Consider the following 25,953-nt stretch of genomic DNA (forward strand, 5'->3'; position numbering starts at 1 on the left):
GGTTTACCCGCGAAAGGGCTGCGGTAGGTTAAGGAACTCGTCAGCCCGCCATCGCTCCAAGCAACACCCTGTAACGGCCCGGAACCTTTTCCGGGCCGTTTTCATTTAAAGTTCAGCGTCTTGGCAACGTCAGGCAAAGGTAAACCTCTGGTAAAGGGACTTTGCTATAACGGTGCCAGTGCTTATCGTTCACATCCCCCAGCCGCCATTTCTGAACAAGGTTCGTTCAACCCATGCAAGTGTCCAATTCCCGATCCCCTCGTCGCTGGCTCGTCGGCCTGCTGATCCTGCTTCTGGTGGCGTTGCTCGCCTGGTGGTTGTGGCCCGCAGCAACAGCGCCCGAGCACAAGGCCGCCGGTGGCGGGCGTGGCGGCAAGGGCGCAGGCATGGGCATGGGCGGGCGCCCGGGCTTTGGCGGCTCCACGGACCCGGTGCCGGTGCGTGTGGAACCTGTGAAAGTGGGTGACTTCCCGCTGTACTACAAGGCCCTGGGCACGGTCACCGCCACCAACACCGTCAACGTGCGTAGCCGCGTGGCCGGTGAGCTGGTCAAGATCCACTTCAAGGAAGGCCAGCAGGTCAAGGCCGGCGACCTGCTCGCCGAAATCGACCCGCGTTCCTACCGTATCGCCCTGCAGCAGGCCGAAGGCACGCTGGCACAGAACCAGGCGCAGCTGAAAAACGCCCAGGTCGACCTGGCGCGCTATAAAGGCCTGTTCGACCAGGACAGCATCGCCAAGCAGACCCTCGACACCGCCGAAGCCCAGGTAGGGCAGTTCCAGGGGCTGGTCAAGACCAACCAGGCGCAGGTCAACGATGCCCGCCTGAACCTCGATTTCACCCAGATCCGCGCACCCATCAGCGGCCGTGTGGGCCTGCGCCAGCTCGACCTGGGCAACCTGGTGGCAGCCAACGACACCACCGCGCTGGTGATAATCACCCAGACCGAGCCGATCAACGTGGCCTTCACCTTGCCGGAAACCGAGCTGAGCACCGTGCTTGAGCGCTACCGCAGCGGCGCCAGCCTGCCGGTCGAAGCCTGGGACCGCAGTGACAGCAAGCTGCAGGCCAGCGGCGTGCTGGGCAGCATCGACAACCAGATCGACACCACCACCGGCACCCTGAAGTTCAAGGGCCGCTTCGAGAACAAGGACCTGGCCCTGTTCCCCAACCAGTTCGTCAACGTGCGCCTGCTGGCCGACACCCTCAAGCAAGTGGTACTGGCCCCGGCGGCGGCCGTACAGTTCGGCAACGACGGCACCTTCGCCTATGTGGTGAACGCGCAGAACACCGTCAACGTTCGCAAGCTCAAGGTCGGCGCCAGCGACGGCCAGAACAGCGTGATCCTCGACGGCCTCAAGGCCGGTGACCGCCTGGTGCTCGAAGGCACCGACCGCCTGCGCGAAGGCACCAAGGTCGAAGTGGTCGAAGACAGCTCGCAGGTGCCCACCACCCCTGGCCAGCACTTGCAGGGCCAGGACGCCAAGGGCTCGGCCCAGGCCGATGAGCGGCCTTCGGCTAAAGCGGCAGCCAAGGCGGGCGCATGAACCTGTCCCGCCTGTTCATCCTGCGCCCGGTCGCCACCACGCTGACCATGCTGGCCATCGTCCTGGCCGGCCTGATCGCCTACAAGCTGCTGCCGGTGTCGGCCTTGCCCCAGGTCGACTACCCGACCATCCGGGTCATGACCCTGTACCCCGGCGCCAGCCCACAGGTGATGACCAGCGCCGTCACCGCCCCGCTGGAGCGCCAGTTCGGCCAGATGCCGGGCCTGGAGCAGATGGCTTCGACCAGCTCCGGCGGCGCCTCGGTGCTGACCCTGCGCTTCAGCCTGGACATGAACATGGACGTTGCCGAGCAGCAGGTGCAGGCGGCCATCAACGCCGCCAGCAACTTGCTGCCCAGCGACCTGCCGGCGCCGCCGGTTTACAACAAGGTCAACCCGGCCGACACCCCGGTGCTGACCCTGGCGATTTCCAGCAAGACCATGCCGCTGCCCAAGCTCAACGACCTGGTCGACACCCGCGTGGCGCAGAAGCTTGCGCAGATCAGCGGCGTGGGCATGGTCAGCATTGCCGGTGGCCAGCGCCAGGCGGTGCGGATCAAGGTCAATGTCGATGCCCTGGCGGCCAATGGCCTGAACCTTGACGATGTGCGCACCCTGATCGGCGCTTCCAACGTCAACCAGCCCAAGGGCAACTTCGACGGCCCGACCCGGGTGTCGATGCTCGATGCCAATGACCAGCTGCGTTCCCCCGAGGAGTACGCCAACCTGATCCTGGCCTACACCAACGGTGCGCCCCTGCGCCTGAAGGATGTGGCCGAGATCGTCGATGGCGCCGAGAACGAGCGCCTGGCGGCCTGGGCCAACCAGAACCAGGCAGTGCTGTTGAATATCCAGCGCCAGCCCGGTGCCAACGTGATCGAGGTGGTCGACCGCATCAAGCAGCTGCTGCCGTCGATCACCGACAACCTGCCGGCAGGCCTTGACGTGTCGGTGCTCACCGACCGCACCCAGACCATTCGCGCGGCGGTCAAGGATGTCCAGCATGAACTGCTGATCGCCATCGTGCTGGTGGTGATGGTCACCTTCGTATTCCTGCGCCGCTTCAGCGCTACCCTGATTCCGTCGATTGCCGTGCCGCTGTCGCTGATCGGCACCTTCGGCGTGATGTACCTGGCCGGTTTCTCGATCAACAACCTGACCCTGATGGCGCTGACCATCGCCACCGGCTTCGTGGTCGACGACGCCATCGTCATGCTGGAGAACATCTCGCGGCACATCGAGGAGGGCGAGACGCCGATGCAGGCCGCGCTCAAGGGCGCCCGGCAGATCGGCTTCACCCTGATCTCGCTGACCTTCTCGCTGATTGCGGTACTGATCCCGCTGCTGTTCATGGCCGATGTGGTCGGGCGCCTGTTCCGCGAGTTCGCCATCACCTTGGCGGTGGCGATCCTGATTTCCCTGGTGGTGTCGCTGACCCTGACGCCGATGATGTGCGCGCGCCTGCTCAAGCGCGAGCCCGAGGCCCACGAGCAGGGCCGCTTCTACCGCGCCAGCGGTGCCTGGATCGACTGGCTGATCGAACACTATGGCCGCGGCCTGCAGTGGGTGCTCCGGCACCAGCCGCTGACCCTGCTGGTGGCCGTGGCCAGCCTGGCGCTGACCGTGGTGCTGTACATGGCGGTGCCCAAAGGTTTCTTCCCGGTGCAGGACACCGGGGTGATCCAGGGTATTTCCGAGGCCCCGCAGTCGACCTCGTTCGCCGCCATGAGCGAGCGCCAGCAGGCGCTGAGCCAGCTGATTCTCAAGGACCCGGCGGTGCAGAGCCTGTCGTCGTACATTGGCGTGGACGGCGATAACGCCACGCTCAACAGCGGCCGCTTGCTGATCAACCTCAAGCCACACGGCGAGCGCGACGTCACCGCCAGCGAAGTCATCAGCCGCCTGCAGCCGCAGCTCGACAAACTGGTGGGCATCCGCCTGTACATGCAGCCGGTGCAGGACCTGAGCATCGAGGACCGGGTCAGCCGCACCCAATACCAGTTCAGCCTGTCGTCGCCCGACGCCGACCTGCTGGCGCAGTGGAGTGGCACGCTGGTGCGGGCCCTGCAGGCGCGCCCCGAACTGCAGGATGTGGCCAGTGACCTGCAGGACAAAGGCCTGCAGGTGTACCTGGTGATCGACCGCGACATGGCCAGCCGCCTGGGCATCAGCGTGTCGCAGATCACCAACGCCCTGTACGACGCCTTCGGCCAGCGGCAGATTTCCACCATCTACACCCAGGCCAGCCAATACCGCGTGGTGCTGCAGGCGCGGGATGCCGCGGTCATTGGCCCGGCGGCGCTGGAGTCGATCCACGTCAAGGCCACCGATGGCAGCCAGGTGCGCTTGTCGGCGCTGGCGCGCATCGAGCAGCGCCAGGCCCAGTTGGCCATCTCCCATATCGGCCAGTTCCCGGCAGTGACCCTGTCGTTCAACCTGGCCCATGGCGCCTCCCTGGGCGAGGCGGTGAAGGTGATCGAACAGGTGCAGCAGGACATCGGCATGCCGTTGGGCGTGCAAACCCGCTTCCAGGGTGCGGCCGACGCCTTCCAGGCGTCGCTGTCGAGCACCTTGCTGCTGATTCTTGCCGCCGTGGTGACCATGTACATCGTGCTGGGTGTGCTCTACGAGAGCTACATTCACCCGGTGACCATCCTCTCGACCCTGCCGTCGGCGGCGGTCGGCGCCTTGCTGGCGCTGATCCTCAGCGGCAACGACCTGGGCATGATCGCGATCATCGGTATCATCCTGCTGATCGGCATCGTCAAGAAGAACGCGATCATGATGATCGACTTCGCCCTGGAAGCCGAACGCCACCAAGGCATGAGCCCGCGCGACGCCATCTACCAGGCGGCGTTGCTGCGCTTCCGGCCAATCCTGATGACCACCCTGGCCGCGCTGTTCGGCGCCGTGCCGCTGATGCTTGCCACCGGTTCCGGTGCCGAGTTGCGCCAGCCACTGGGCCTGGTGATGGTCGGTGGGCTGCTGGTGAGCCAGGTGCTGACGCTGTTCACCACGCCGGTCATCTACCTGTACTTCGACCGCCTGAGCCGCCGCTGGCGCCCGGCCACTGACGCACGGCAGGCCGAGGCATGAACCTGTCCGCACCGTTTATTCGCCGCCCGGTGGCGACCATGCTGCTGAGCCTGGCGATCATGTTGCTGGGCGGGGTCAGCTTCGGCCTTCTGCCGGTGTCGCCGCTGCCGCAAATGGACTTCCCGGTGATCGTGGTGTCGGCCAACCTGTCCGGGGCAAGCCCCGAGGTCATGGCCGCTACCGTGGCCACGCCGCTGGAGCGCAAGCTCGGCAGCATCGCTGGCGTCACTACCCTGACCAGCAGTTCCAACCAGGGCTCGACCCGGGTGGTGATCGGCTTCGAGATGGGGCGCGACATCGACGGCGCCGCGCGCGAGGTGCAGGCGGCGATCAACGCCACCCGCAACCTGCTGCCCAGCGGCATGCGCAGCATGCCCACCTACCGCAAGATCAACCCGGCGCAGGCACCGATCATGGTGCTGTCACTGACCTCCGACGTGCTGCAGAAAGGCCAGCTCTACGACCTGGCCGACACCATCCTGTCGCAGAGCCTGGCCCAGGTCAGCGGGGTAGGGGAAGTGCAGATCGGTGGCAGTTCGCTGCCAGCGGTGCGCATCGCGGTGGAGCCGCAGTTGCTCAACCAGTACGGTGTGTCGCTGGACGATGTGCGCACTGCGGTGGCCAACGCCAACCAGCGCCGGCCCATGGGCTTCGTCGAGGACGCCGAACGCAACTGGCAGGTACGGGCCAACGACCAGCTGGAAAAAGCCAAGGACTACCAGCCGATCGTGATCCGCCAGGAAAACGGCACCATCCTGCGCCTGTCGGACGTTGCAACCATCACCGATGGCGTGGAGAACCGCTACAACAGTGGCTTCTTCAACGACCAGAATGCCGTGTTGCTGGTGGTCAACCGGCAAACCGGCGCCAACATCATCGAAACCGTCGACCAGATCAAGGCGCAATTGCCGGCCCTGGAGTCGCTGCTGCCGGCCAATGTGCAATTGAACGTGGCCATGGACCGCTCGCCGGTGATCAAGGCCACCCTCAAGGAGGCCGAGCATACCCTGCTGATCGCCGTGGGGCTGGTGATCCTGGTAGTCTACCTGTTCCTGGGCAGCCTGCGCGCCTCGCTGATCCCCAGCCTGGCGGTGCCGGTGTCGCTGGTGGGCACCTTTGCGGTGATGTACCTGTGCGGCTTCTCGCTGAACAACTTGTCGCTGATGGCGCTGATCCTGGCCACGGGGCTGGTGGTGGACGATGCCATCGTGGTGCTGGAGAACATCTCGCGGCATATCGAGGATGGCCAGCCGCCCATGCGCGCAGCCTTCCTGGGGGCCAAGGAGGTCGGCTTCACCCTGCTGTCGATGAACGTTTCGCTGGTGGCGGTGTTCGTCTCGATCCTGTTCATGGGCGGCATCGTGCGCAACCTGTTCCAGGAGTTCTCGATCACCCTGGCAGCGGCGATCATCGTCTCCCTGGTGGTGTCGCTGACCCTCACGCCCATGCTCTGCGCGCGTTGGCTGCAGCCACACCGTGCCGAGCCGTCGCGCCTGCAGCGCTGGAGCGACAGGCAGCACCAGCGCCTGGTCAATGCCTATGACCGCAGCCTGGGCTGGGCCTTGCGCCATCGGCGCCTGACCCTGGTCAGCCTGCTGGCGACCATTGCCTTGAACATCGCCCTGTACGTGCTGGTGCCCAAGACCCTGATGCCGCAGCAGGACACCGGCCAGCTGATGGGCTTTATCCGCGGCGACGATGGCCTGTCGTTCGGCGTGATGCAGCCGAAGATGGACATCTACCGCCGTGCCTTGCTCGCCGACCCAGCGGTGCAGAGCGTGGCGGGCTTCATCGGCGGCAACAGCGGCACCAACAACGCCATGGTGCTGGTACGCCTGAAGCCGATCAGCGAGCGCAAGCTCGATGCGCAGAAAGTGATCGAGCGCCTGCGCAAGGAAATGCCCAAGGTCCCTGGCGGCAGGCTGTTCCTGCAGGCCGACCAGGACCTGCAGCTGGGCGGCGGCGGCCGCGACCAGACCTCTTCGCAATACCTGTACACCCTGCAGAGCGGTGACTTGGCGGCCTTGCGCCAGTGGTTCCCGAAAGTGGTGGCGGCCATGCGTGCGCTGCCCGAGCTGACGGCCATCGACGCCCGCGACGGCTCCGGCACCCAGCAGGTGACCCTGGTGGTCGACCGCGACCAGGCCAAGCGCCTGGGCATCGACATGGACATGGTCACGGCGGTGCTCAACAACGCCTACAGCCAGCGGCAGATCTCGACCATCTACGACAGCCTCAACCAGTACCAGGTGGTGCTGGAAATCAACCCGAAATACGCCTGGGACCCCAGCACCCTGGAGCAGGTGCAGGTGATTACCAGTGACGGTGCGCGGGTGCCGCTGTCGACCATCGCCCATTACGAGAACAGCCTGGCCAACGACCGCGTCAGCCATGAAGGCCAATTCGCTTCCGAGGACATCGCCTTCGATGTTGCCGAAGGCTACAGCCCTGACCAGGCCATGGCCGCGGTGGAGCGCGAAGTCGCCAAGCTCGGCCTGCCCGAGGAAGTGATCGCCAAGCTGGGCGGCACCGCCAGTGCCTTCGCCAAGACCCAGGAAGGCCAGCCGTTCATGATTCTCGGCGCGCTGGTGCTGGTGTACCTGGTGCTGGGTATTCTGTACGAAAGCTACATTCACCCCCTGACCATCCTCTCGACCTTGCCGTCGGCCGGGGTCGGCGCGTTGCTTGCGCTGTACGCCACGGGCGGTGAGTTCAGCCTGATTTCGCTGCTGGGGCTGTTCCTGCTGATTGGCGTGGTGAAGAAGAACGCGATCCTGATGATCGACCTGGCGCTGCAGTTGGAGCGTCACCAGGGGCTGACCCCGGAGGAGTCGATTCGCCGAGCCTGCCTGCTGCGCCTGCGGCCGATCCTGATGACCACGCTGGCCGCCATGCTCGGTGCCTTGCCGCTGCTGATCAGCAGCGCCGAGGGGGCGGAAATGCGCCGGCCGTTGGGCATTACCATTATTGGCGGCCTGGTGTTCAGCCAGGTCCTGACCCTTTACACGACGCCGGTGGTGTACCTGTACCTCGACCGCCTGCGCCATCGATTCAACCGTTGGCGCGGTGTGCGCACCGACGCCGCCCTGGAAACCCCGCTATGACCTTTGCCCAGACTCCACTTCACCGTGCCTTGCAGCAGCTGACCCGCGGGCGTGGCTCGCGCCTGGTCGGTGCCGGGCTGTGCGCGGTGATGCTCAGCGCCTGTACCCTGAGCCCGGATTACCACCGGCCTGAGTTGAGCAGCCCGGCGCAGTTTAAGCAGGCCGAAGGCTGGACCCAGGCCAACCCGTCCGACGCCATCGCCCGTGGCGCCTGGTGGGAAATCTATGGGGACAGCGAGCTCAATGCGCTGGTCGAGCAGCTTAACCGCAGCAACCAGACCGTCGCCCAGTCCGAAGCCCAGTACCGCCAGGCCCAGGCGCTGGTGCGCAGCAGCCGCGCTTCGCTGTTTCCAAGCCTGGACCTGACCACCAGCAGGAACCGTTCGGCGCAGGGAACCGGCAGCTCCAGTTCCAGCCTGTCGAACAACAGCAGCGGTATCCGCGACACCTATAACGCCCAGCTTGGCGTGAGTTGGGAAATCGACCTGTGGGGCAAGTTGCGCGAAGCCATGAACGCCAACCAGGCCAGCGCCGAGGCAAGCTTTGCCGACCTGGCCGCGATTCGCCTGAGCCAACAGTCGGAATTAGTGCAGAACTACCTGCAGCTGCGGGTTATCGATGAACAGAAGCGCCTGCTGGAACGCACCGTGGCCACCTACGAGCGTTCGCTGCAGATGAACCAGAACCAGTACCAGGCCGGGGTGGCCGGCCCGGATGCGGTGGCCCAGGCACGCACCCAGCTCAAAAGCACCCAGGCCGACTTGATCGACCTGGCCTGGCAGCGGGCGCAATTCGAGAACGCCATTGCGGTGTTGTTGGGCAAGGCGCCGGCCGAGTTCTCCCTGGCCGACAGCAAGCAGGTGCCGGCGCTGCCGCAGGTGCCGGTGATGCTGCCCTCGCAACTGCTTGAGCGGCGCCCCGACATCGCCTCGGCCGAGCGCAACGTGATGGCTGCCAACGCCAATATCGGTGTGGCCCGAGCCGCCTATTTCCCGGATTTGAGCCTGAGCATGAACGGCGGCTATTCCAGCAGCAGTTTCAGCAACTGGATCGAGTTGCCCAACCGCTACTGGTCGGTGGGGCCGCAACTGGCGCTGACCTTGTTCGATGCCGGCAAGCGCAGCGCCGAGGTGGACCGTACCCGGGCGGTGTATGACCAGACGGTGGCGAAGTACCGCCAGACCGTGCTGGACGGTTTCAAGGAAGTGGAGAACTACCTGGTGCAGTTGAAGGTGTACGGCGACGAAGCGGTGGTGCGCCAGGAAGCGCTGGACGCTGCGCGGGACTCGTTGCGCCTGACCGAGAACCAGTACCGGGCAGGGCTGATCGGCTACCTCGATGTGGTGAACGTACAAACCACGGCGCTTAGCAATGAGCGCAGCGTGTTGAACCTGCTGCAAGGGCGCCTGGTGGCCAGCGTGCAGCTGATTGCCGCCCTGGGCGGCGGTTGGCAGGCCGAGCAGGCGTTTGCCCAGCAAGAGTGATAGCCGCAGCGCACACGCTGCACCCGTAGGAGCGAGCGCAGCTCGCGATGGGCTGCAAAGCAGCCCCGGCGTTATCAGCCGCGAAGCTGAAACCTGGGGCCGCGGCGCGCCCCATCGCGAGCTTTGCTCGCTCCTACCAACTCGGTGTCGTTCTGCTGTCAGGCGACAAGTGGCAATGTGCCGCCATTCGCCGCTGCACGGGCTCTAGCCCAAGCGCCACAGCGCCCAGGTACACCGGTTGGATCCATTCCCATTCGCAGAAACCCCGTGCGTTTCGCCAAAGCTTGAGTACAATCGTCAGTTTTTCCCGGGCCCCCTGTCCCGATGTTGGAACTGCCAATGCTGACCGGTAGCTACTCTTCCTCGCTGGTGTTGATCTCACTGTGTGTGGCCATCCTGGCGTCCTATACCGCCCTGGATCTCACGGGCCGCATCGCCACGGCGAAGGGACGCGCCGTGTACCTATGGATGGGCGGCGGCGCGCTGGCCATGGGGATTGGCGTCTGGTCGATGCATTTCATCGGCATGCTCGCCTTCAGCCTGCCCATCAGCCTGGGCTACGACATCGGCCTGACGGCGTTTTCGTTGCTGATCGCCGTCTTGTCCTCTGGCTTTGCCCTCTGGTTGGTCAGCCAGCCGAGCCTGCCCAGCCTGCAACTGGGCCTGGGCGCGTTGATCATGGGCGCAGGCATTGCCTGTATGCACTACACCGGCATGGCCGCCATGCGCATGCTGCCTGGCATCGACTACGACCCCACCCTGTTCGGTGCCTCGCTGGCCATAGCGGTTGGGGCTTCGGCCGCTGCCTTGTGGATCGCCTTCCGCCTGCGCCAGCATACGCCTTACGTGCGGCAGATCCGCGGCCTGGCGGCGATGTTGATGGGGGTTGCCATCGTCGGCATGCACTACACCGGCATGGCCGCGGCGAATTTCCCCGAAGGCAGCTTCTGCGGCGCGCTGGCCGGCGGCGTGCAAGGCGAGGGCCTGGTCTACCTGGTGCTGATCACCACCCTGGCGGTGTTGGCGGTGGCGCTGCTGACCTCGGTGCTGGATGCACGCCTGGAGGCGCGCACCGCCGAGCTTGCCCATTCGCTGACCCTGGCCAACCAGGAACTGACCCAGTTGGCCCTGCACGACACCCTCACCGGGTTGCCCAACCGCACGTTGCTGTCCGACCGGATCGACCAGGCCATTGGCAAGGTGGCGGAGCAGGGTGGCTGTTTTGCCCTGATGTTCATCGACCTGGATGGCTTCAAGCCGGTCAACGATGCCTTCGGCCACCATGTCGGCGACCTGCTGCTCAAGGCCGTGGCGGCGCGCCTGCGGGGCCACCTGCACAGCCAGGATACCCTGGCGCGCATCGGCGGCGATGAGTTCGTGCTGCTGGTGGAGTTGCAGGAACCGGACGATGCCATGGATGTGGCGGTCAAGCAGGTGAACCTGGTGTCGCGTACCTTCCGCGTTGCCGAGCACGACCTGCAGCTGACCGCGAGCCTGGGCATCGTCCTGTACCCCGGTAATGGCCAGGACCAGCTTGAGTTGCTGCGCAATGCCGACGCCGCCATGTACCATGCCAAGAGCGCGGGCAAGAACGGCTACAGCTTCTTCGACGCCTCGATGAACAGCAACGCGCGCCAGCAACTGCAGCTGCTGCAGGACTTGCGCCAGGCCCTGGAGCACAAGCAGTTCCGCTTGCACTACCAGCCCAAGTTCGACGCCCAGGCCTGCCAGCCAATCGGTGCCGAGGCCTTGCTGCGTTGGGAGCACCCCCAGCATGGGTTGCTGTTGCCCGACCGTTTCATCGGCCTTGCGGAAAAGACCGGCCTGATCATCCCGATTGGTGAGTGGGTACTGGATGAAGCCTGCCGGCAGATGCGCCAGTGGGTGGACCAGGGCCACGCCGAATGGCGCATGGCGGTTAACCTGTCGGCCATCCAGTTCTGCCATGCCAGCCTGGTCGACAGCGTTGCCCGCGCCCTTGCCGATAACGGCCTGCCGGCCAACCGGCTGACCCTGGAAATTACCGAAACCACTGCCATGCATGACGCCGATGCCAGCCTGATGGTGCTGCAGCGTTTGTCCGACATGGGTGTGGACCTGTCGATCGATGATTTTGGCACCGGGTATTCGAGCCTGATGTACCTCAAGCGCCTGCCGGCCAACGAGCTGAAGATCGACCGCGGCTTCGTGCGCGACCTGGAGCAGGACAGCGACGATGCGGCGATCGTTTCGGCGATTGTCGCTCTTGGCCAGGCGCTGGGCCTGCGAATTGTTGCCGAAGGGGTGGAAACCGACCGCCAGCAGGCATTCCTGACACGGCTGGGCTGTGATTCGCTACAAGGCTACTTGCTTGGGCAGCCGGTACCTGCGGAGGCGTTCATGGGTAATTTGCAGGCGTTGCGCGTGCAAAGCGAGTTGGCTGTCTAGCCTGCATCGCGCAGGCTGAAGGCCGGGGCGAAGGTTTCCATTTCGGCCTCGACGGCTTCGATGATGCGTTCCACATCCGCCGCGGCCATGATCGCCGTGCAGGGAATGCCGGCAATGGCCAGCAGGGTTTCACCGGTGGCCCGGTCGAACAGGCGTGCGACCATGCTGCGCGGCGCATCCATGCTGGCTTCGAAGCCCAGCGGGTGGAAATGCCAGCGCATCACCTGGCAGGCGTTGGGGAACGTCAGTTTGTTCATGCCAGCCTCCTTGCCCGTCCTGGGCAGGGTGATCGGGGCCACAGCGCGGCACCGGGATAGTAAACATAGCACTCGGCGCCGTTGAGAATGATGGGCGAATAAGACAAATGTACTAATGCATGACGGTGTTCACAGGCTTGTCATGCAAGGCGCTTGGGCGGCATGTGCGCAGGCAAACGTTTTCCATGGTGGTTACCGGCGGAAAAGGTGCTTAGCTGGCTATCTGATCGCAAGCGGGCGGGAGGGGCTGTTTCGGACGAACGGCTAGAGCGTGCGCAAGGTGCCAATTCCCTGTAGGAGCGGGCTTGCCCCGCGAACACCGGCGAAGCCGGTGCCATGCACCGCGGTGCCTGTTTCGCGGGGCAAGCCCGTTCCTACAAGGGGTTGAGGCGCCCAACCGCTCACCCCAACAACCCAGCCGCAATATTGATGGTAAACCCCAGAATCGCTGTATTGAACACGAACCCCACCAACGAATGGGCCAACACCACCCGGCGCATGCCACGCCCACCCACGCCGATGTCGGACGTTTGCACGGCAACGCTGATGGTGAACGAGAAGTAGTGGAAATCCCAATAATCCGGGTTGCGTTCACCGTCGGCGAAGCGCAGTGCCGGCTCATGGCGGTCGCCGGTATAGAACAGCCGGGCGTAATGCAGGCTGAAGATGCAGCCGATCAGCAACCATGAGCCGGCGACCGTCAACCCGGTGTACAGGTAGTGCAGCGCCAGCGCACCACCCTGCAGGCCGCGGCTGGACACCAACTGCAAGGTGACGGCGGCAAGGCTGGCGATGGCAGCGATGCACACGGTGAACAACACCAACCCCGCGTTCTCGTCCTCGACCCGGGCCACCTTGCGCACGGTTTCCGGGCTGGCCCGGCAGGTCAACCACAGCACCAGCAACAAGTAGAGCCAGACGCCGACGTTCCAGCCGCTGAGCACTCGCTGCACGGTGTCGTCGGCGGGTATCAGCCAGGCGCCGATCACGCCGGCGAGGGCGGCAATGCTCAGGCGGGGGTGGGTACGGGTGAGGCGATGAAGAACCATAGGGGCTCGCTGGCGTTTGCTTGGCTTGAACTCTAGACCACAGATCGCCCAGGCAGTGCGGGTTCGATCAACCGCCGCGCTTTGCGGTACCATTGCGCGCAGTCGTTTCGCTTCAGGATTCACGTTTTGTCCGATCTTTCGCACAGCCCCTTGCTGCAATACCTCGCCCGCCTGGCCCCCTCCAGCCAGCAAACCATGCGCTACGTGCTCCAGGACGCCGCCGACCGGCTCGGCTTCGTCGAATGCAACCTGGCCGACATGCCCTGGCACCTGCTGGAACCCGGCCACCTGATCGGCCTGGTGGCCGCCTTGCGCACCGATGGCTATGCGCCCAACAGCTCGTCGTTGTATGTCAATGCGGTGCGCGGGGTGATGAACGAAGCCTGGCGCATGGGCCTGATCGACCACGAGCGCCTGTTGCGCATCCGCGAGGTCAAGCCGGCCAGCGGTAGCCGCCTGCCGCCTGGGCGCAACCTGCGCCGTAGCCTGATTCGCGAGCTGATGGACGTGTGCGCCGCCGACCCAAGGCCCCAGGGCGTTCGCGATGCGGCGATCATTGCGTTGCTGTATGGCACCGGCATGCGCAAGTCCGAATCGGTGGACATCGACCTGAGCCAAGTGGATTTCCAGGCCCGTAGCCTGCAGGTTACCGGCAAGGGCAACCGGCAGTTGATCAAGTACGCGCCGCCCTGGGCCTTCGACAAGCTGCAAGCCTGGCTCGACCTGCGCCGCCAGGACCTGCCCGAAGGCGCATCGGACGACCCGTTCCTGTTCAACCGGATCCGCCGTGGCAGCCACATCACCCGTGCGCGCATCACCAAGCATGCGATCTACTACATCGCCCGCCAGCGCGGGGCGCAGGTGGGGGTGAAAATCATGCCCCACGATTTTCGCCGGGCGTTCATCACCCGGGTGATCGAGGAGCACGACCTGTCGATTGCACAGAAACTGGCCCACCATGCCAATATCCAGACCACGGCCAGCTATGACCGGCGCGATGACAATGAGCGGCGGCGGGCGGTGGACCGCTTCGACTATTGAGCTTACGGCCACAGGCTAGTGGATGCTCGACGCCAGCTCGAAGATCGGCATGTACATCAGAATCACGATAAAGCCGATCAGCAAGCCAATGAAGGTCATCAGCAGGGGTTCGAACAGCTTGACGAACCACTCCACCCAGCGGCCGATTTCCTGGTCGTGGAAATCCGCGCAGCGCTCAAGCATCTCGCCCAGGTTCCCTGACTGCTCGCCGGCGCGCAGCAGCCGTAGCGACACTGGGGTCACCAATTGCCCCTGTTCCAGTGCATCGGACAGCGAGAGCCCTTCGCCCACCCGCCGGCTGGCCTGCTCCAGGCCCTGGGCCGAGGTGCTGCCGAGCAGGCCGCGGGCCATGCCCATGGCGGTGAGGATCGGAATGCCGCCCTGCAGCAGGATGCCCAGGGAGCGGTAGAAGCGTGCCAGCTCATACATCACCAGCCGCTGGTGCAGGGCCGGCAGGCGCCGCAACTGGCGCGAGCCAAAGCGCCGCAGTTGGGGGTTGCGCCGCAACACCACCAAGGCGCCAATGCCGCCTGCCGTGGCCAGGGCCAGGGGTAGCTGTTGGGCATGCAGGAACAGGCCGATATCCATCAAAACCCGCGACAGCCAGGGCAGTTCGCTGCCCATGCCCTCGAACACCAGGCTGAAGCGCGGTACCACGTAGCCCAGCAGAAACAGCACCACGCCGCCGCCTACCAGCAACAGCAGCAGGGGGTAGACCGAGGCGCCCAGCAGTTTCTGCCGCACCAGGTCCAGGCGCTGGCGGTAGCCGATATAGCGGGCCAGGGCATCGCCCAGCGCGCCGGTGCGCTCGCTCGATTGCACCAGCGCCACATACAAGGGGGGAAATACCCGTGGCTGCTGGGCCAACGCCTGCGACAGCGAACGGCCTTCGTACAGCTGGCGCACCAGCTCGCTCAGCACCTTGCGCGGCGTGCCCAGGGGGGCCTTTTCCGCCAGGCTTTCCAGCGCGTCGATCAAGGGCAGGCCGGCGCGCAGCAAGGTGGTCAGCTCCTGACTGAACAGCACCAGGTCGAACACCGTTGCCCGGCGCCAGGCCAATGCCCGCCAGTTGCGGCCCTGGCCGCGCACGCTGACCACCCGCAAGCCTTGGTCCTGGGCCTGGCGGCGGGCCTGCTCGGCGTCTTCGGCGTCGATCTGGATCTGCACCACGCCCTGTCTGCCCAGGGCCTTGAGGCTATAGCGCATGGTCGTTCTCCTTATTGCCAGCTGGTGATTTCGGCGTTTTCGCCTTCGCCGCCGGGTTGGCCATCCTTGCCCAGCGACAGCAAGTCGTACTCGCCGCCGTTCTCGCCGGGTTGCCGGTAGATGTACGGGCGGCCCCAAGGGTCCTGGGGCACCGCCTTCTGCAGGTACGGCCCGGTCCAGCGCGGCTCGCCGCTGGGGGCGGCCACCAGGGCCTGCAGGCCTTGCTCACTGTTGGGGTAATGCCCCACTTCCAGGCGGTACAGGTCCAGGGCCTTGCCCAGGCCCTCGATCTGCGCCCGCGCCACCTTGGCTTCGGAACGGCCGAGCTGGCTGAAGTACTTGGGGGCGACGATGCCGGCCAACAGGCCGAGCACCACCAGCACGACCAGAAGTTCGAGCAGGGTAAAGCCGCGTTGGGGGTTGGGTTTGCGCTGCATGGTGTAGACCTCCGCTGCTGGGGACAGGCTTTTCACAGCCCCATGCAACAGCCGTGCACGTCTGCCTCGGGGCCTTGCGCCATGCGCCATGGCAAGCGGCACAGTGCTTGCGGTGTATCAGCAAAGCCCGGGTTTTCCGGGGCATTTCCCCCACAACGGGGGCACGGCGGGGAGGCGACCGACATGCGCGCGATGATCCTGGTGATGCTGTGGCTGGCGGCGGCAAGCGCCCAGGCCGATGTGTACATTTCCATCGATGCCAAGGGCGGCTACGTACTGAGCAACGTTCACCGGCCGGGGCGCCATTACGACCGGGTGATCAGCGAACCTGTGGCCCAGGCCGGCCCCCGCGATGCGCAGCTGATCACCGGCCGGCCCTATGCCGACCTGGTGGCGGCGGCGGCACGTGCGCACAATGTGCCCCAGGCGCTGTTGCATGCGTTGATCAAGGCTGAGTCCGGCTACAACCCCAAGGCCCGCTCACGGGCCGGCGCCGTGGGCTTGATGCAACTGATGCCCGACACGGCCCGGGAAATGGGCGTGGAGGATATCCTCGACCCCGAGGACAACGTGCAGGGCGGTGCGCGCTACCTCAAGCGCATGCTGACCTTGTTCGACAACGACATTACCCTGGCCGTGGCCGCCTACAACGCAGGCCCCGACGCGGTGCTGCGCCGCGGCGCGGTGCCGCCGTTCGCCGAAACCCGGCGCTACGTGCCGGCGGTGTTGCGCGAGTACCGCAAGCTGCAGGGGCTGGCCGACGATTCACCGCTGTAACCGGGGAGGGCTGCATAAAGCGCGCATTTCGTCCTGAACCACGCGGGGTTTCCCCAACACTGGGCTATAACCTTCAACAGGTGCCCAGCCGTGGAGTCCGACATGGACATCGCCCCCCGTCACGCCATGCCAGCGCCGCCTGCCGGCAGCGAGGCCAGCGCCGCGCGCAAGCCATTCGACCTGTTGCGCTGGTACGCCTGGGTCAGCCTGGCATTCATCCTCTCGGTGGCGGCAGGGCTGGGGCTGATCTCCAGCCGCTTCATCATCGATGAGAGCATCGAGCGCGACGCCTTGCTCACGGCGCAGTTCATCACCTCGATTGCCGATGCCGAGGTGCGCCATGTGTCGATCCCCGATATACGCACCATGGGCGAACTGCTCGACCCGCGCACCGACCATACGGCCATGCCGGGTGTCGACCCCCAGGCGCGGCGCAAGGCCCGTGGCGAGTTCCTGGACCATATCGCCCATCTGCCCGACATGCTGCTGGTGAACATCTATGCCCCGGACCGCACGGTGATCTGGTCGAGCAACCCGGCGTTGATGGGCAAGCTGATCGAAGGCGACGAGGACCTGGACCGGGCCTTCGAGTATCGCCTGCGGGTGTCGGCGAGCTACCACTCTGTCGAGCAGGCGCGCAGCGAGCAGAAGTTCATCACGCCCCCCGAGCAATTGTTCATCGAAAACTACATACCGCTGCTCGATGCCGACGCCGACGAGGTCATGGCCATGGTGGAGATCTACAAGGAGCCCCACGACCTGATCGTGCGTATCGAGCATGGCCTGATCCTGCTTTGGGTGGCCATCGCCGTTGGTGCTGCGCTGGTGTATGTCGGCCTGTACACCATCATGCGCCGGGCCGTGCGGTTGATGGCGGTGCAACAGAAACGCTTGATCGGCAGTGAAACCTATGTGGCCCTGGGCGAGGTGTCGTCGGCCGTGGCCCACAGCCTGCGCAACCCGCTGGCCAGCATTCGCTCCAGCGCAGAGCTGGCCCAGGCCTTCGACGAGGGCCCGGCGCAACGCAACATCAACGAAATCATCAGCCAGGTCGACCGCATGTCGCAGTGGATTCGCCAGCTGTTGCAGTCGCTGCGCCCGCTCAATGACGAGACGGTGCCGGTGGAGTTGTCCCAGGCCCTGCAAGAAAGCCTGCAGGCCTTCGCCGTGCCGTTGGCCCGTGCGGGTGTGGCCCTGGATGTTCCCGCGTTGCCGGCGGTTCAGGTGCTGGCTCAGCCGGCGTTGCTCGCGCAGGTGTTCAGCAGCTTGATCGACAACGCGCTGGAGTCGATGGGCGAGGGCGGGCGGCTGAAGGTGGAGCTGGTGAAGCGCGACCGGCGCAGCGTTACCCTGCGCCTGTCCGACAACGGCAAGGGCATGAGCGAGCAGCAGCAACGCATGGCCTTCAGGCCATTTTTCAGTACCAAGCAGGGCGGCCTGGGTGTGGGGCTGGTGCTGGTGCGGCGGATCATGGAGCGCTTCGGCGGCTCGGTCAGGTTGAGCAGCAGCCAGGGGCACGGCACCCGGGTATCGCTGACCTTTCGCTTGGCGAATAAAGGATAATTTGCATCAAGTATTTCTTGTAAATAACTGATAAATAAAGGCTTATGGTTTTTGGGTGAAAAATACCCAAATGTGGGGAATTTTCATGATAAGGAATCTAGGATGTAGTAGTAATGCATTGATATTTATGGATATTTAAATTGGGTTTACCGTTGGCTGATTTTTTGCTTTTACCCATGTGCGACACACGGCCGTTACGTCAGTCAGGGACAGCGCCACCCTATCGCTACCAGTCGTAGCAGTGAGTGGGTGGCCTTCTGAATAACATCCCCAAGCGGGAGCCATGCGATGCAGATGCTGGGAAACGACCTTCCAGGCAAAACGGCAAGCCTGCCTGCCAGTGGCCTTGCCGCGCCGTTTCAGCCGTTCAACCTGCTGCGCTGGTTCTCGCTGATCAGCCTGCTGATCATCACGGCGGTGGCCGGTGGCCTGGGCTATGTTTCCACCCGTTTCGTCGTGCGCGACAGCGTGCAGCGCGACGCCATGCTCACCGCCCAGTTCATCCAGGCCATGGCCCAGGCCGAGGTGCGCCACTCGCAGCTGCCGCCAGGTACCACCATGGGCGAGCTGATCGACGCGCGCTTTGACCAGCAGCACCTGCAGTTCAGCCCGGCCTTGGCCGAGTCGACACGGGAGGAATTCCTCGACCATGTCGCGCACCTGCCCGACGCCTTGCTGGCCAATGTCTATGCCAGGGACCGCAGTATCGTCTGGTCGACCAACCCGTCACTGGTGGGCAAGCGCATCAGCGATGACGATGACCTGGAGCACGCCTTCCGCTCGCGCAAGTCGGTTTCCGCCAGTTACCACAAGCCTGAGGAAGACCGCGAGGAGCAGCAGTTCGAGCGTGAGCCGCGCCACCTGTTCATCGAGAACTACATTCCGCTGTTCGACAGCCAGGGCGAGCAGGTGCTGGCCATGGTCGAGATCTATAAAGAGCCCCAGGACCTGATTCGCCGCATCCAGCGCGGCTATGTGCTGATCTGGGCCTCGACCCTGGTGGGTGGGGCGCTGATCTACTTCGGCCTGTTCTGGATCGTGCGCCGGGCATCGCTGATGCTGCAGCACCAGCAGGAGCGGTTGGTGGCCAGCGAAACCTATGTGGCGCTGGGGGAAATGTCCTCGGCGGTGGCCCACAGCCTGCGCAACCCGCTGGCCAACATTCGCTCCAGCGCCGAGCTGGCGCAGGAAATCGCCAGCCCGCTGGCGCAGAAGAACATCACCGACATCATCAGCCAGGTCGACCGCATGTCGCGCTGGGTGCGCGAGCTGCTGGTGTCGCTGCGCCCGACCAGCGACAACCCCGAAGTGGTGGACCTGGTGGCGGCCATCGAAGACACCTACCTGGCGTTCGCCCAGCAGATCGAGCGCAATGGCGTGCGGTTCACCTTCGAAGGGCCGCAGCTGCAATGGGTGGCCAGCCAGTCGCTGCAGCTTACGCAGATTCTCAACAGCTTGTTCTCCAACGCCCTGGAAGCCATGCCCAAGGGTGGCGAGCTGCGTGCCCAGGTGACTGTGCAGGACGGTGGGCGCGCGCAGTTGCTGTTGAGCGATACCGGCAAGGGCATGACCCAGCAACAGGAGCGGATGGTGTTCAAGCCGTTCTTCACCACCAAGCAGGGCGGCCTGGGCGTGGGCCTTGCCCTGGTCAAACGCATCATGGAACGTTTCGGCGGCTCGGTCAGCCTGAGCAGCCGTGAAGAGGAAGGAACCCGCGTCAGCCTCACTTTCAATATTGCAGCGGGAGGGGACCATGGACCACAGCATTCTGGTCGTTGAGGACGATGAGGTTCTCGGCGAGAACATTCGCACCTACCTGAGCCTCAAGGGCTACGAAGTGGTGCTCTGCGACACCGCGGAACTTGCCTTGGAGCAGATCAAGCGGGCGCAGCCCGACGCGGTGCTCACCGACAACTCGCTGCCCGGCATGAGCGGCCACGACCTGCTGCGTACACTGGTGGCGCAGGCGCCGGAGTTGAAGGTGATCATGATGACCGGCTACGGCAACGTCGAGGATGCCGTGCAGGCCATGAAGGAGGGCGCCTTTCACTACCTGACCAAGCCGGTGGTGCTGGCCGAGCTAAAGCTGACCCTGGACAAAGCGCTGGCCACCGAGCGCATGGAACGGACCTTGTCGTTCTACCAGGAGCGCGAGGCGCAGAAGTCGGGCTTGCAGGCGTTGATTGGCGAGTCGCCGGCGATGGTCAGCCTCAAGCACACCCTGCAGCAGGTGCTCGACGCCGAGCGGCGCATGGCCAGCGACGACTTGCCGCCGGTGCTGGTGGAGGGTGAAACCGGCACCGGCAAGGAGCTGGTCGCCCGGGCCCTGCATTTCGATGGCTCGCGTGCCAAGGGGCCGTTCATCGAGTTCAACTGTGCGTCGATCCCGGCCAACCTGCTGGAAGCCGAGCTGTTCGGCCATGAGAAGGGCGCCTTTACCGATGCCAAGGAGCGTCGCGTCGGGCTGGTGGAGGCGGCCGATGGTGGCACCTTGTTCCTCGATGAAATCGGCGAGATGGACCTGGTGCTCCAGGCCAAGCTGCTCAAGTTGCTGGAGGACCGCAGCATTCGCCGGATTGGTGCGGTGAAGGAGCGCAAGGTCGACCTGCGGGTCATCAGTGCCACCAACTGCAACCTGGAGCAGATGGTGCAGCAGGGCAAGTTTCGCCGCGACTTGTTCTTCCGCCTGCGCATCATTGCCCTGAAGGTGCCGCGCCTGCATGCGCGTGGGCAGGATGTGCTGTTGCTGGCCCGGCATTTCCTGGCCCACCACGGGCGCCGCTACGGCAAGCCGAACTTGCGCTTCAGTGCCGAGGCCGAAGCGCTGATGCTCAGTTACACCTGGCCCGGCAATGTGCGTGAACTGCGCAACATGCTGGAGCAAACGGTGCTGTTGGCGCCCAACGAGGTGGTGCAGGCGCACCAGCTAAACCTGTGCATGACGCTGGTTGACGAGCCGCTGGCGCAGCCCACGGCGACCGTGTACGAGATGCCCCGCTACGAGCCGCAAGCGTGCACCAGCTTGCCGGACATGGAGCGGGACCTGGTGTGCAAGACCCTGGACCGCACCGACTGGAACGTGACCAAGTCGGCGCGGATTTTGGGGCTTTCGCGGGATATGCTGCGTTACCGGATTGAAAAGCTCGGGTTGAGCCGGCCCGACAAGCGGCAGTGGTGAGCGCTCTGATTTAACGAAGCATCCTGTAGAAGATAACCCAGCCCCTGCGGGCTGCGCTGTCGCGCAGGGAACATTGCACGTAGGCGCGCCGCCATCCTTTGTAGGAGCGGGCTTGCCCCGCGAACACCGGCGCAGCCATGCACCGCGGTGCTTGCTTCGCGGGTCAAGCCCGCTCCTACAGGATTCTCCGTTAAATCAGATATTTGCGGTTTGTTCCATAGGGGCGGGGTGAGAGGGGCAACCTGTTAGCGCTGTGTTTCGCCGCTACCCTGGCCGCCCATGCCCTCCGAGCCACTGCCATCCATTCCCGGCAGGTCGCGGTCATCGTTCAGCTTGGCCGGCGGATTCTCGGGGGCGTCACCCTGTATGCGCGGGTCGGTGTCCCGTGGCATGGGCTTTTCGATCGGGTTCAGGGTGCTGTCGACCCCAGGCTGTGGCGCCGGGTTGTGCGGGTCGTCGGGGTAGACAGCACACGCCAGGCCAACGCCGCCCCGGTAGGAGCGAGCGTAGCTCGCGATGGGCTGCAGAGCAGCCCCGGCGGTAAGCGCCGCGAAGCTGAGAGCTAGGGGCCGCTGCGCGCCCCATCGCGAGCTGCGCTCGCTCCTACAGGGAATTCGCGATGCAATTAGGCTGGTGCGGCGAGGGGATAGGCTATCAGCGCTGTGTGTCGCCGCTACCCTGACGGCCCATGCCCTCCGAGCCACTGCCATCCATTCCCGGCAGGTCGCGGGGATCGTTCAGCTTGGCCGGCGGATTCTCGGGGTCGTCACCCTGTATGCGCGGGTCGGTGTCCCGTGGCATGGGCTTTTCGATCGGGTTCAGGGTGCTGTCGACCCCGGGCTGTGGCGCCGGGTTGTGGGGGGCGTCGGGGTAGACAGCGCACGCCAGGCCAACGCCGCCCCGGTAGGAGCGAGCGTAGCTCGCGATGGGCTGCAGAGCAGCCCCGGCGGTAAGCGCCGCGAAGCTGAGACGTTGGGGCCGCTGCGCGCCCCATCGCGAGCTGCGCTCGCTCCTACAGGGAATTCGCGATGCAGTTAGGCTGCCGCGGCGAGGGGATAGGCTATCAGCGCTGTGTGTCGCCGCTACCCTGGCGGCCCATGCCCTCCGAGCCGCTGCCATCCATCCCCGGCAGGTCGCGGTCATCGTTCAGCTTGGCCGGCGGATTCTCGGGGTCGTCACCCTGTATGCGCGGGTCGGTGTCCCGTGGCATGGGCTTTTCGATCGGGTTCAGGGTGCTGTCGACCCCAGGCTGTGGCGCCGGGTTGTGCGGGTCGTCGGGGTAGGTTGGCCCGGTGCCGATGGCCAGGGCCAGCGGCGAGGCGAGCAGGGCGGCAAGCAGAAGACTTGAACGGGTCATGGCAGGCTCCTTTGCTTCGGGCAGGGCATGTACCCCTTTTGTCCCTGCCCGAAGCCGCAACGTGCCAGACCGCCGATCAGCGGTCACACCACCGTGGAAAGGGCCATGATCAGGATGATGCCGACGATCGACAGGATCGTCTCCATCATGCTCCAGGTCTTGAAGGTTTCGGCCACGGTCATGTTGAAATACTGCTTCACCAGCCAGAAGCCGGCATCGTTGACGTGGGACAGAATCAGCGACCCCGCGCCAGTGGCCAGCACCAGCAGTTCACGGTTCACCCCCGGCACCAGGTCGATCACCGGCGCGACGATGCCAGCACCGGTGATGGTGGCCACAGTGGCAGAACCGGTGGCGATGCGGATCACCGCCGCCACCAGCCAGGCCAGCAGGATGGGCGAAATCTGGGCTTGCACGGCCATTTGCCCGATCACGTTGCCCACGCCGGTGTCCACCAACATCTGCTTGAAGCCGCCACCGGCGCCGACGATCAGCACGATCGCGGCGGTTGGCGCCAGGCTCTGGTCGAGCATCTTCATGATCTGCTGGCGGCTGAAGCCGCGCGCCGAACCAAAGGTGTAGAAGGCCAGCAGCAGGGCCGCGAGCAGGGCCGTGATCGGGTGGCCGATCAGGTCCATCCACTGGCGCACGATGTGCTCGGCAGGCAACACCACGTCGGCGAAGGTCTTGAGCAGCATCAGCACCACCGGCAGCAGCACGGTCACCAGGGTGATGGTGAAGCTGGGCAGGTTGCTTTGGTCGGACTCCTTGGCGATCTGCTCCATCAGTTCCTGGGACGGGTTGCCCGGGATATGGCGGGCGATGAAGCTGCCGAACAGCGGGCCGGCAATGATCGCGGTAGGCAGCGCCACCAGCAGCCCATAGAAGATGGTTTTACCGATGTCGGCGTGGAAAATGCCGATCGCCAGCAGTGGGCCCGGGTGCGGTGGAACCAGGCCGTGGACCACCGACAGGCCGGCCAGCAGCGGGATGCCGATCTTGATCAGCGACACGCCAGAGCGCCGGGCGACGATGAACACCAGCGGCACCAGCAGCACGAAGCCGATTTCGAAGAACAGCGGGATGCCGACCAGGAAGGCGGCGCACATCATGGCCCAGTGCACGTTCTTCTTGCCAAAGGCGCGGATCAGCGTCTGCGCGATCTGGTCGGCGCCGCCGGAGTCGGCCATCAGCTTGCCAAGCATGGTGCCCAGGGCGAGGACGATGCCGACGAAGCCGAGCACGCCGCCGAAGCCGTCCTGGAACGACTTCATCACCTTGGCCACCGGCATGCCGGAGGTCAGGCCGAGGAACCCGGCAGCGAGGGTCAGGGCGACGAAGGGGTGAACCTTGAAATGGGTGATCAGCAGAATCAGCCCGACGATGGTTACCAGGGCGTCGAGCAGCAGGTAGGTGTCTGTAGCCAGTCCGAACATGGTTTTGAGGCCTCGGTCTTATCGTTGTTTTTGGCGTTGCGTTAATAGAGCAGTTTTTTGGAACTTTCGCCGCGCTTTGGCGTCGAGACAGCGCTGTCTTTGGTGAGCGGGAAAACCGCCGGGTCAGGCAGTGTGCGCCAGGTCCTGCTCACCGCAGGGCTTTAGCCAGGTGTCGACCGAGGCGGCGAGTTCAATGATCGGCCGGGTAGCGTCCAGGGCCAGGGTCAGCGGCTCGCCGTGGGGCGCTTCGAGGGCCGCGAACTGGCTGTCGATGAGGCTGGCCGGCATGAAGTGGCCGGGGCGGGCCAGCACGCGTTTCTCTGCTTCGGCGGGGGTCAGTTCGAGGAACACGAAGGCCAGTTCCGGCATGGCGGCGCGCAAGGTGTCGCGGTAACGGCGCTTGAGCGCCGAGCAGGTGAGGATTGGCCGTTCGCCAGCCTTCACCGTGGCTTGCAATTCCTGGCCCAGGCGTACCAGCCAGCCGGCACGGTCGTCGTCGTCCAGGGGAATGCCGGCGCTCATCTTGCGAATGTTTTCGGCAGGGTGGAATGCGTCGCCTTCGATCAGGCGACCGCCGCTCTTGTGGGCAATGGCCTCGCCGACGCAGCTTTTGCCGCAGCCGGCCACGCCCATCACCACGATGGCGGACAGGGGAGAATTCATCAGTACCTCCTGCGGGGTGAGACAGCGCTGTCTCGCTATGAACGAAACGCCGCCTCCCCGGTGTTATTGGTCTTGTCCTCACGCAGTATGGACGCTTGGCAGGGTGCGTGTAGTCGCCACTACCAAAGATTACATTGCCTGCATCCTGAGACAGCGCTACCTTAGTGGCCGTTCCCCATTCCTGCAAGTAGTAAAATTACAACATTCATGTCGCGCACAGGCTCTCGCACCACCGGTCGTCCCACTCTGGCGGAAGTTGCCAGGCTTTCCGGGGTTTCCCCGATTACCGCTTCGCGCGCGCTGCGCGGGGTGAGCACGGTTGCCCCGGAGCTGGCGGAAAAAGTCGCTGCAGCCGCGGCGGCGCTGGGCTATGTCGCCAACCCTGCAGCGCGGGCACTGGCCTCGGCGCGCAGCCATTCGGTGGTGGTGTTGATCCCGTCGCTGTCCAACCAGCTGTTCATCGACACCCTGGAGGCCATTCACGAAGTGATGCGCCCGCGCGGGCTGGAAGTGCTGATTGGTAACTATCACTACGACAGCGAGGAAGAAGAAAACCTCATCCGCAACTACCTGGCCTACCAGCCCTGCGGCATGCTGCTCACCGGCTTCGACCGAAGCGACGCGGCGCGGCAGATGCTCGCCGCCAGCGGCGTACCCTGCGTGCACATGATGGAGCTGGGCGGCGAGGCGGGCGCCTTGTCGGTGGGCTTCTCCCAGCAACAGGCCGGCCGCGCCGCAGCGCAGCACCTGATCGAGCGTGGCCGGCGGCGCCTGGCGTTCATCGCCGCCCAGCTCGACCCGCGGGTGATGCAGCGCGCCGAGGGTTTCCGCCAGGCACTGGCCGAGGCCGGCTTGCAGGCCACCGAGCTGGAGATGCTGACGCCGCAACCGTCATCCATTGCCCTGGGCAGCGAGCTGTTCAGCCAACTGCTGGCCCAGGCACCGGACGTCGACGGCATTTTCTTCTGCAACGACGACCTGGCCCAGGGCGCGGTGCTGCAGGCGTTGCGCCAGGGCGTGGAGGTGCCACGCCAGGTCGCCATGGTCGGTTTCAACGACTTGCCAGCGTCGGCGCACATGGTGCCGCGCCTGACCTCGATCCGCACGCCCCGGGCCGCCGTTGGCCGGGGTGCAGCCCAGGCCTTGCTGGCCTTGCTCGATGGCAAGCGGGTGGCCACCGAACAGCAGGACCTGGGGTTCGAGCTGATGGTGCGGGAAAGCTCATGAGCCTTTTATCGCCTGGGCGGAGCAGACTAATTACAAGGTGATATTAGATTGCTTGCATGGCGACGGCGCCGATCTATGCTCAGGAAACCCTGCGCATAGAGGATG

19 protein-coding genes are annotated in these 25,953 nt (G+C 64.9%); 11 read left to right on the forward strand and 8 right to left on the reverse strand.

Features of this window, described 5'->3' with window-relative positions; translation table 11 throughout:
* The first annotated feature begins 233 nt into the window (after positions 1 to 233).
* From F3J45_RS09900 to F3J45_RS09920, 5 genes are all read left to right on the forward strand, one after another.
* Entirely contained in the window at positions 234 to 1,547 is a 1,314-nt protein-coding gene (locus tag F3J45_RS09900) for an MdtA/MuxA family multidrug efflux RND transporter periplasmic adaptor subunit (RefSeq protein ID WP_167061002.1), read from the forward strand.
* On the forward strand, positions 1,544 to 4,642 hold the full coding sequence (locus F3J45_RS09905) for an MdtB/MuxB family multidrug efflux RND transporter permease subunit (protein WP_167061005.1): 3,099 nt from the start codon (positions 1,544 to 1,546) through the stop codon (positions 4,640 to 4,642). Before F3J45_RS09900 ends, F3J45_RS09905 begins: the two co-directional genes overlap by 4 nt.
* On the forward strand, positions 4,639 to 7,746 hold the full coding sequence (locus F3J45_RS09910; RefSeq protein ID WP_167061008.1) for an efflux RND transporter permease subunit: 3,108 nt from the start codon (positions 4,639 to 4,641) through the stop codon (positions 7,744 to 7,746). The genes F3J45_RS09905 and F3J45_RS09910 overlap by 4 nt, the downstream gene beginning before the upstream one ends.
* On the forward strand, positions 7,743 to 9,230 hold the full coding sequence (locus F3J45_RS09915) for an efflux transporter outer membrane subunit (protein WP_167061011.1): 1,488 nt from the start codon (positions 7,743 to 7,745) through the stop codon (positions 9,228 to 9,230). The genes F3J45_RS09910 and F3J45_RS09915 overlap by 4 nt, the downstream gene beginning before the upstream one ends.
* A 339-nt stretch (positions 9,231 to 9,569) precedes the next feature.
* On the forward strand, positions 9,570 to 11,657 hold the full coding sequence (locus F3J45_RS09920; RefSeq protein WP_167061014.1) for a bifunctional diguanylate cyclase/phosphodiesterase: 2,088 nt from the start codon (positions 9,570 to 9,572) through the stop codon (positions 11,655 to 11,657).
* On the opposite strand, the gene F3J45_RS09925 is transcribed toward F3J45_RS09920, so the two are convergent.
* Both F3J45_RS09925 and F3J45_RS09930 read right to left on the reverse strand, forming a co-directional pair.
* Complete coding sequence (locus F3J45_RS09925) at positions 11,654 to 11,914, reverse strand: DUF1652 domain-containing protein (protein WP_167061018.1); 261 nt, start codon at positions 11,912 to 11,914, stop codon at positions 11,654 to 11,656. The two genes, F3J45_RS09920 and F3J45_RS09925, sit on opposite strands and share 4 nt — an antisense overlap.
* Before the next feature lie 401 nt (positions 11,915 to 12,315).
* The gene (locus F3J45_RS09930) at positions 12,316 to 12,963 is read right to left on the reverse strand and encodes a DUF1345 domain-containing protein (RefSeq protein WP_167061021.1); all 648 of its coding nucleotides are present in this window, start codon (positions 12,961 to 12,963) and stop codon (positions 12,316 to 12,318) included.
* 126 nt (positions 12,964 to 13,089) lie between these two features.
* Here F3J45_RS09930 and xerC point away from each other — a divergent pair, with 126 nt between their 5' ends.
* Positions 13,090 to 14,004, forward strand: a complete 915-nt coding sequence (gene xerC, locus F3J45_RS09935; protein ID WP_167061024.1) for a tyrosine recombinase XerC — start codon at positions 13,090 to 13,092, stop codon at positions 14,002 to 14,004.
* Positions 14,005 to 14,019: 15 nt separating this feature from the next.
* Here the strand turns inward: xerC and F3J45_RS09940 are convergent, their stop codons facing one another.
* On the reverse strand, positions 14,020 to 15,210 hold the full coding sequence (locus F3J45_RS09940) for a type II secretion system F family protein (protein WP_167061028.1): 1,191 nt from the start codon (positions 15,208 to 15,210) through the stop codon (positions 14,020 to 14,022).
* Positions 15,211 to 15,221: 11 nt separating this feature from the next.
* Entirely contained in the window at positions 15,222 to 15,647 is a 426-nt protein-coding gene (gene gspG, locus F3J45_RS09945; protein ID WP_167061031.1) for a type II secretion system major pseudopilin GspG, read from the reverse strand.
* Positions 15,648 to 15,830: 183 nt separating this feature from the next.
* Here gspG and F3J45_RS09950 point away from each other — a divergent pair, with 183 nt between their 5' ends.
* From F3J45_RS09950 to F3J45_RS09965, 4 genes are all read left to right on the forward strand, one after another.
* Positions 15,831 to 16,424 (forward strand): lytic transglycosylase domain-containing protein, encoded by a 594-nt coding sequence (locus F3J45_RS09950; RefSeq protein ID WP_167061035.1) that lies wholly within the window; start codon positions 15,831 to 15,833, stop codon positions 16,422 to 16,424.
* Positions 16,425 to 16,526: 102 nt separating this feature from the next.
* Positions 16,527 to 17,987, forward strand: coding sequence for a HAMP domain-containing sensor histidine kinase (locus F3J45_RS09955; protein ID WP_167061039.1), 1,461 nt, complete (start codon positions 16,527 to 16,529; stop codon positions 17,985 to 17,987).
* A 288-nt stretch (positions 17,988 to 18,275) separates the two neighbouring features.
* A complete protein-coding gene (locus F3J45_RS09960; RefSeq protein ID WP_167061042.1) occupies positions 18,276 to 19,766 on the forward strand; it encodes a PAS domain-containing sensor histidine kinase in 1,491 nt (496 codons plus the stop codon).
* Entirely contained in the window at positions 19,741 to 21,165 is a 1,425-nt protein-coding gene (locus F3J45_RS09965; protein ID WP_167061044.1) for a sigma-54 dependent transcriptional regulator, read from the forward strand. The genes F3J45_RS09960 and F3J45_RS09965 overlap by 26 nt, the downstream gene beginning before the upstream one ends.
* 245 nt (positions 21,166 to 21,410) lie before the next feature.
* On the opposite strand, the gene F3J45_RS09970 is transcribed toward F3J45_RS09965, so the two are convergent.
* From F3J45_RS09970 to F3J45_RS09990, 4 genes are all read right to left on the reverse strand, one after another.
* A complete protein-coding gene (locus F3J45_RS09970; protein ID WP_205300460.1) occupies positions 21,411 to 21,557 on the reverse strand; it encodes a hypothetical protein in 147 nt (48 codons plus the stop codon).
* A 671-nt stretch (positions 21,558 to 22,228) separates the two neighbouring features.
* Positions 22,229 to 22,522, reverse strand: coding sequence for a hypothetical protein (locus F3J45_RS09980; protein WP_167061047.1), 294 nt, complete (start codon positions 22,520 to 22,522; stop codon positions 22,229 to 22,231).
* Positions 22,523 to 22,605: 83 nt separating this feature from the next.
* Positions 22,606 to 23,958 carry a GntP family permease gene (locus tag F3J45_RS09985; RefSeq protein ID WP_167061050.1) on the reverse strand — a complete coding sequence of 451 codons (1,353 nt, stop codon included), beginning with the start codon at positions 23,956 to 23,958 and terminating at the stop codon, positions 22,606 to 22,608.
* Positions 23,959 to 24,081: 123 nt separating this feature from the next.
* A complete protein-coding gene (locus F3J45_RS09990) occupies positions 24,082 to 24,621 on the reverse strand; it encodes a gluconokinase (RefSeq protein ID WP_167061053.1) in 540 nt (179 codons plus the stop codon).
* Between the two features lie 207 nt (positions 24,622 to 24,828).
* Between F3J45_RS09990 and F3J45_RS09995 the strand changes: the two genes are divergently transcribed.
* Entirely contained in the window at positions 24,829 to 25,848 is a 1,020-nt protein-coding gene (locus F3J45_RS09995) for a LacI family DNA-binding transcriptional regulator (RefSeq protein WP_167061056.1), read from the forward strand.
* Positions 25,849 to 25,953 lie beyond the last annotated feature (105 nt).

Origin of the sequence: Pantoea sp. Ap-967 (genome assembly GCF_011752565.1) — a bacterium.
Classification (GTDB): domain Bacteria; phylum Pseudomonadota; class Gammaproteobacteria; order Pseudomonadales; family Pseudomonadaceae; genus Aquipseudomonas.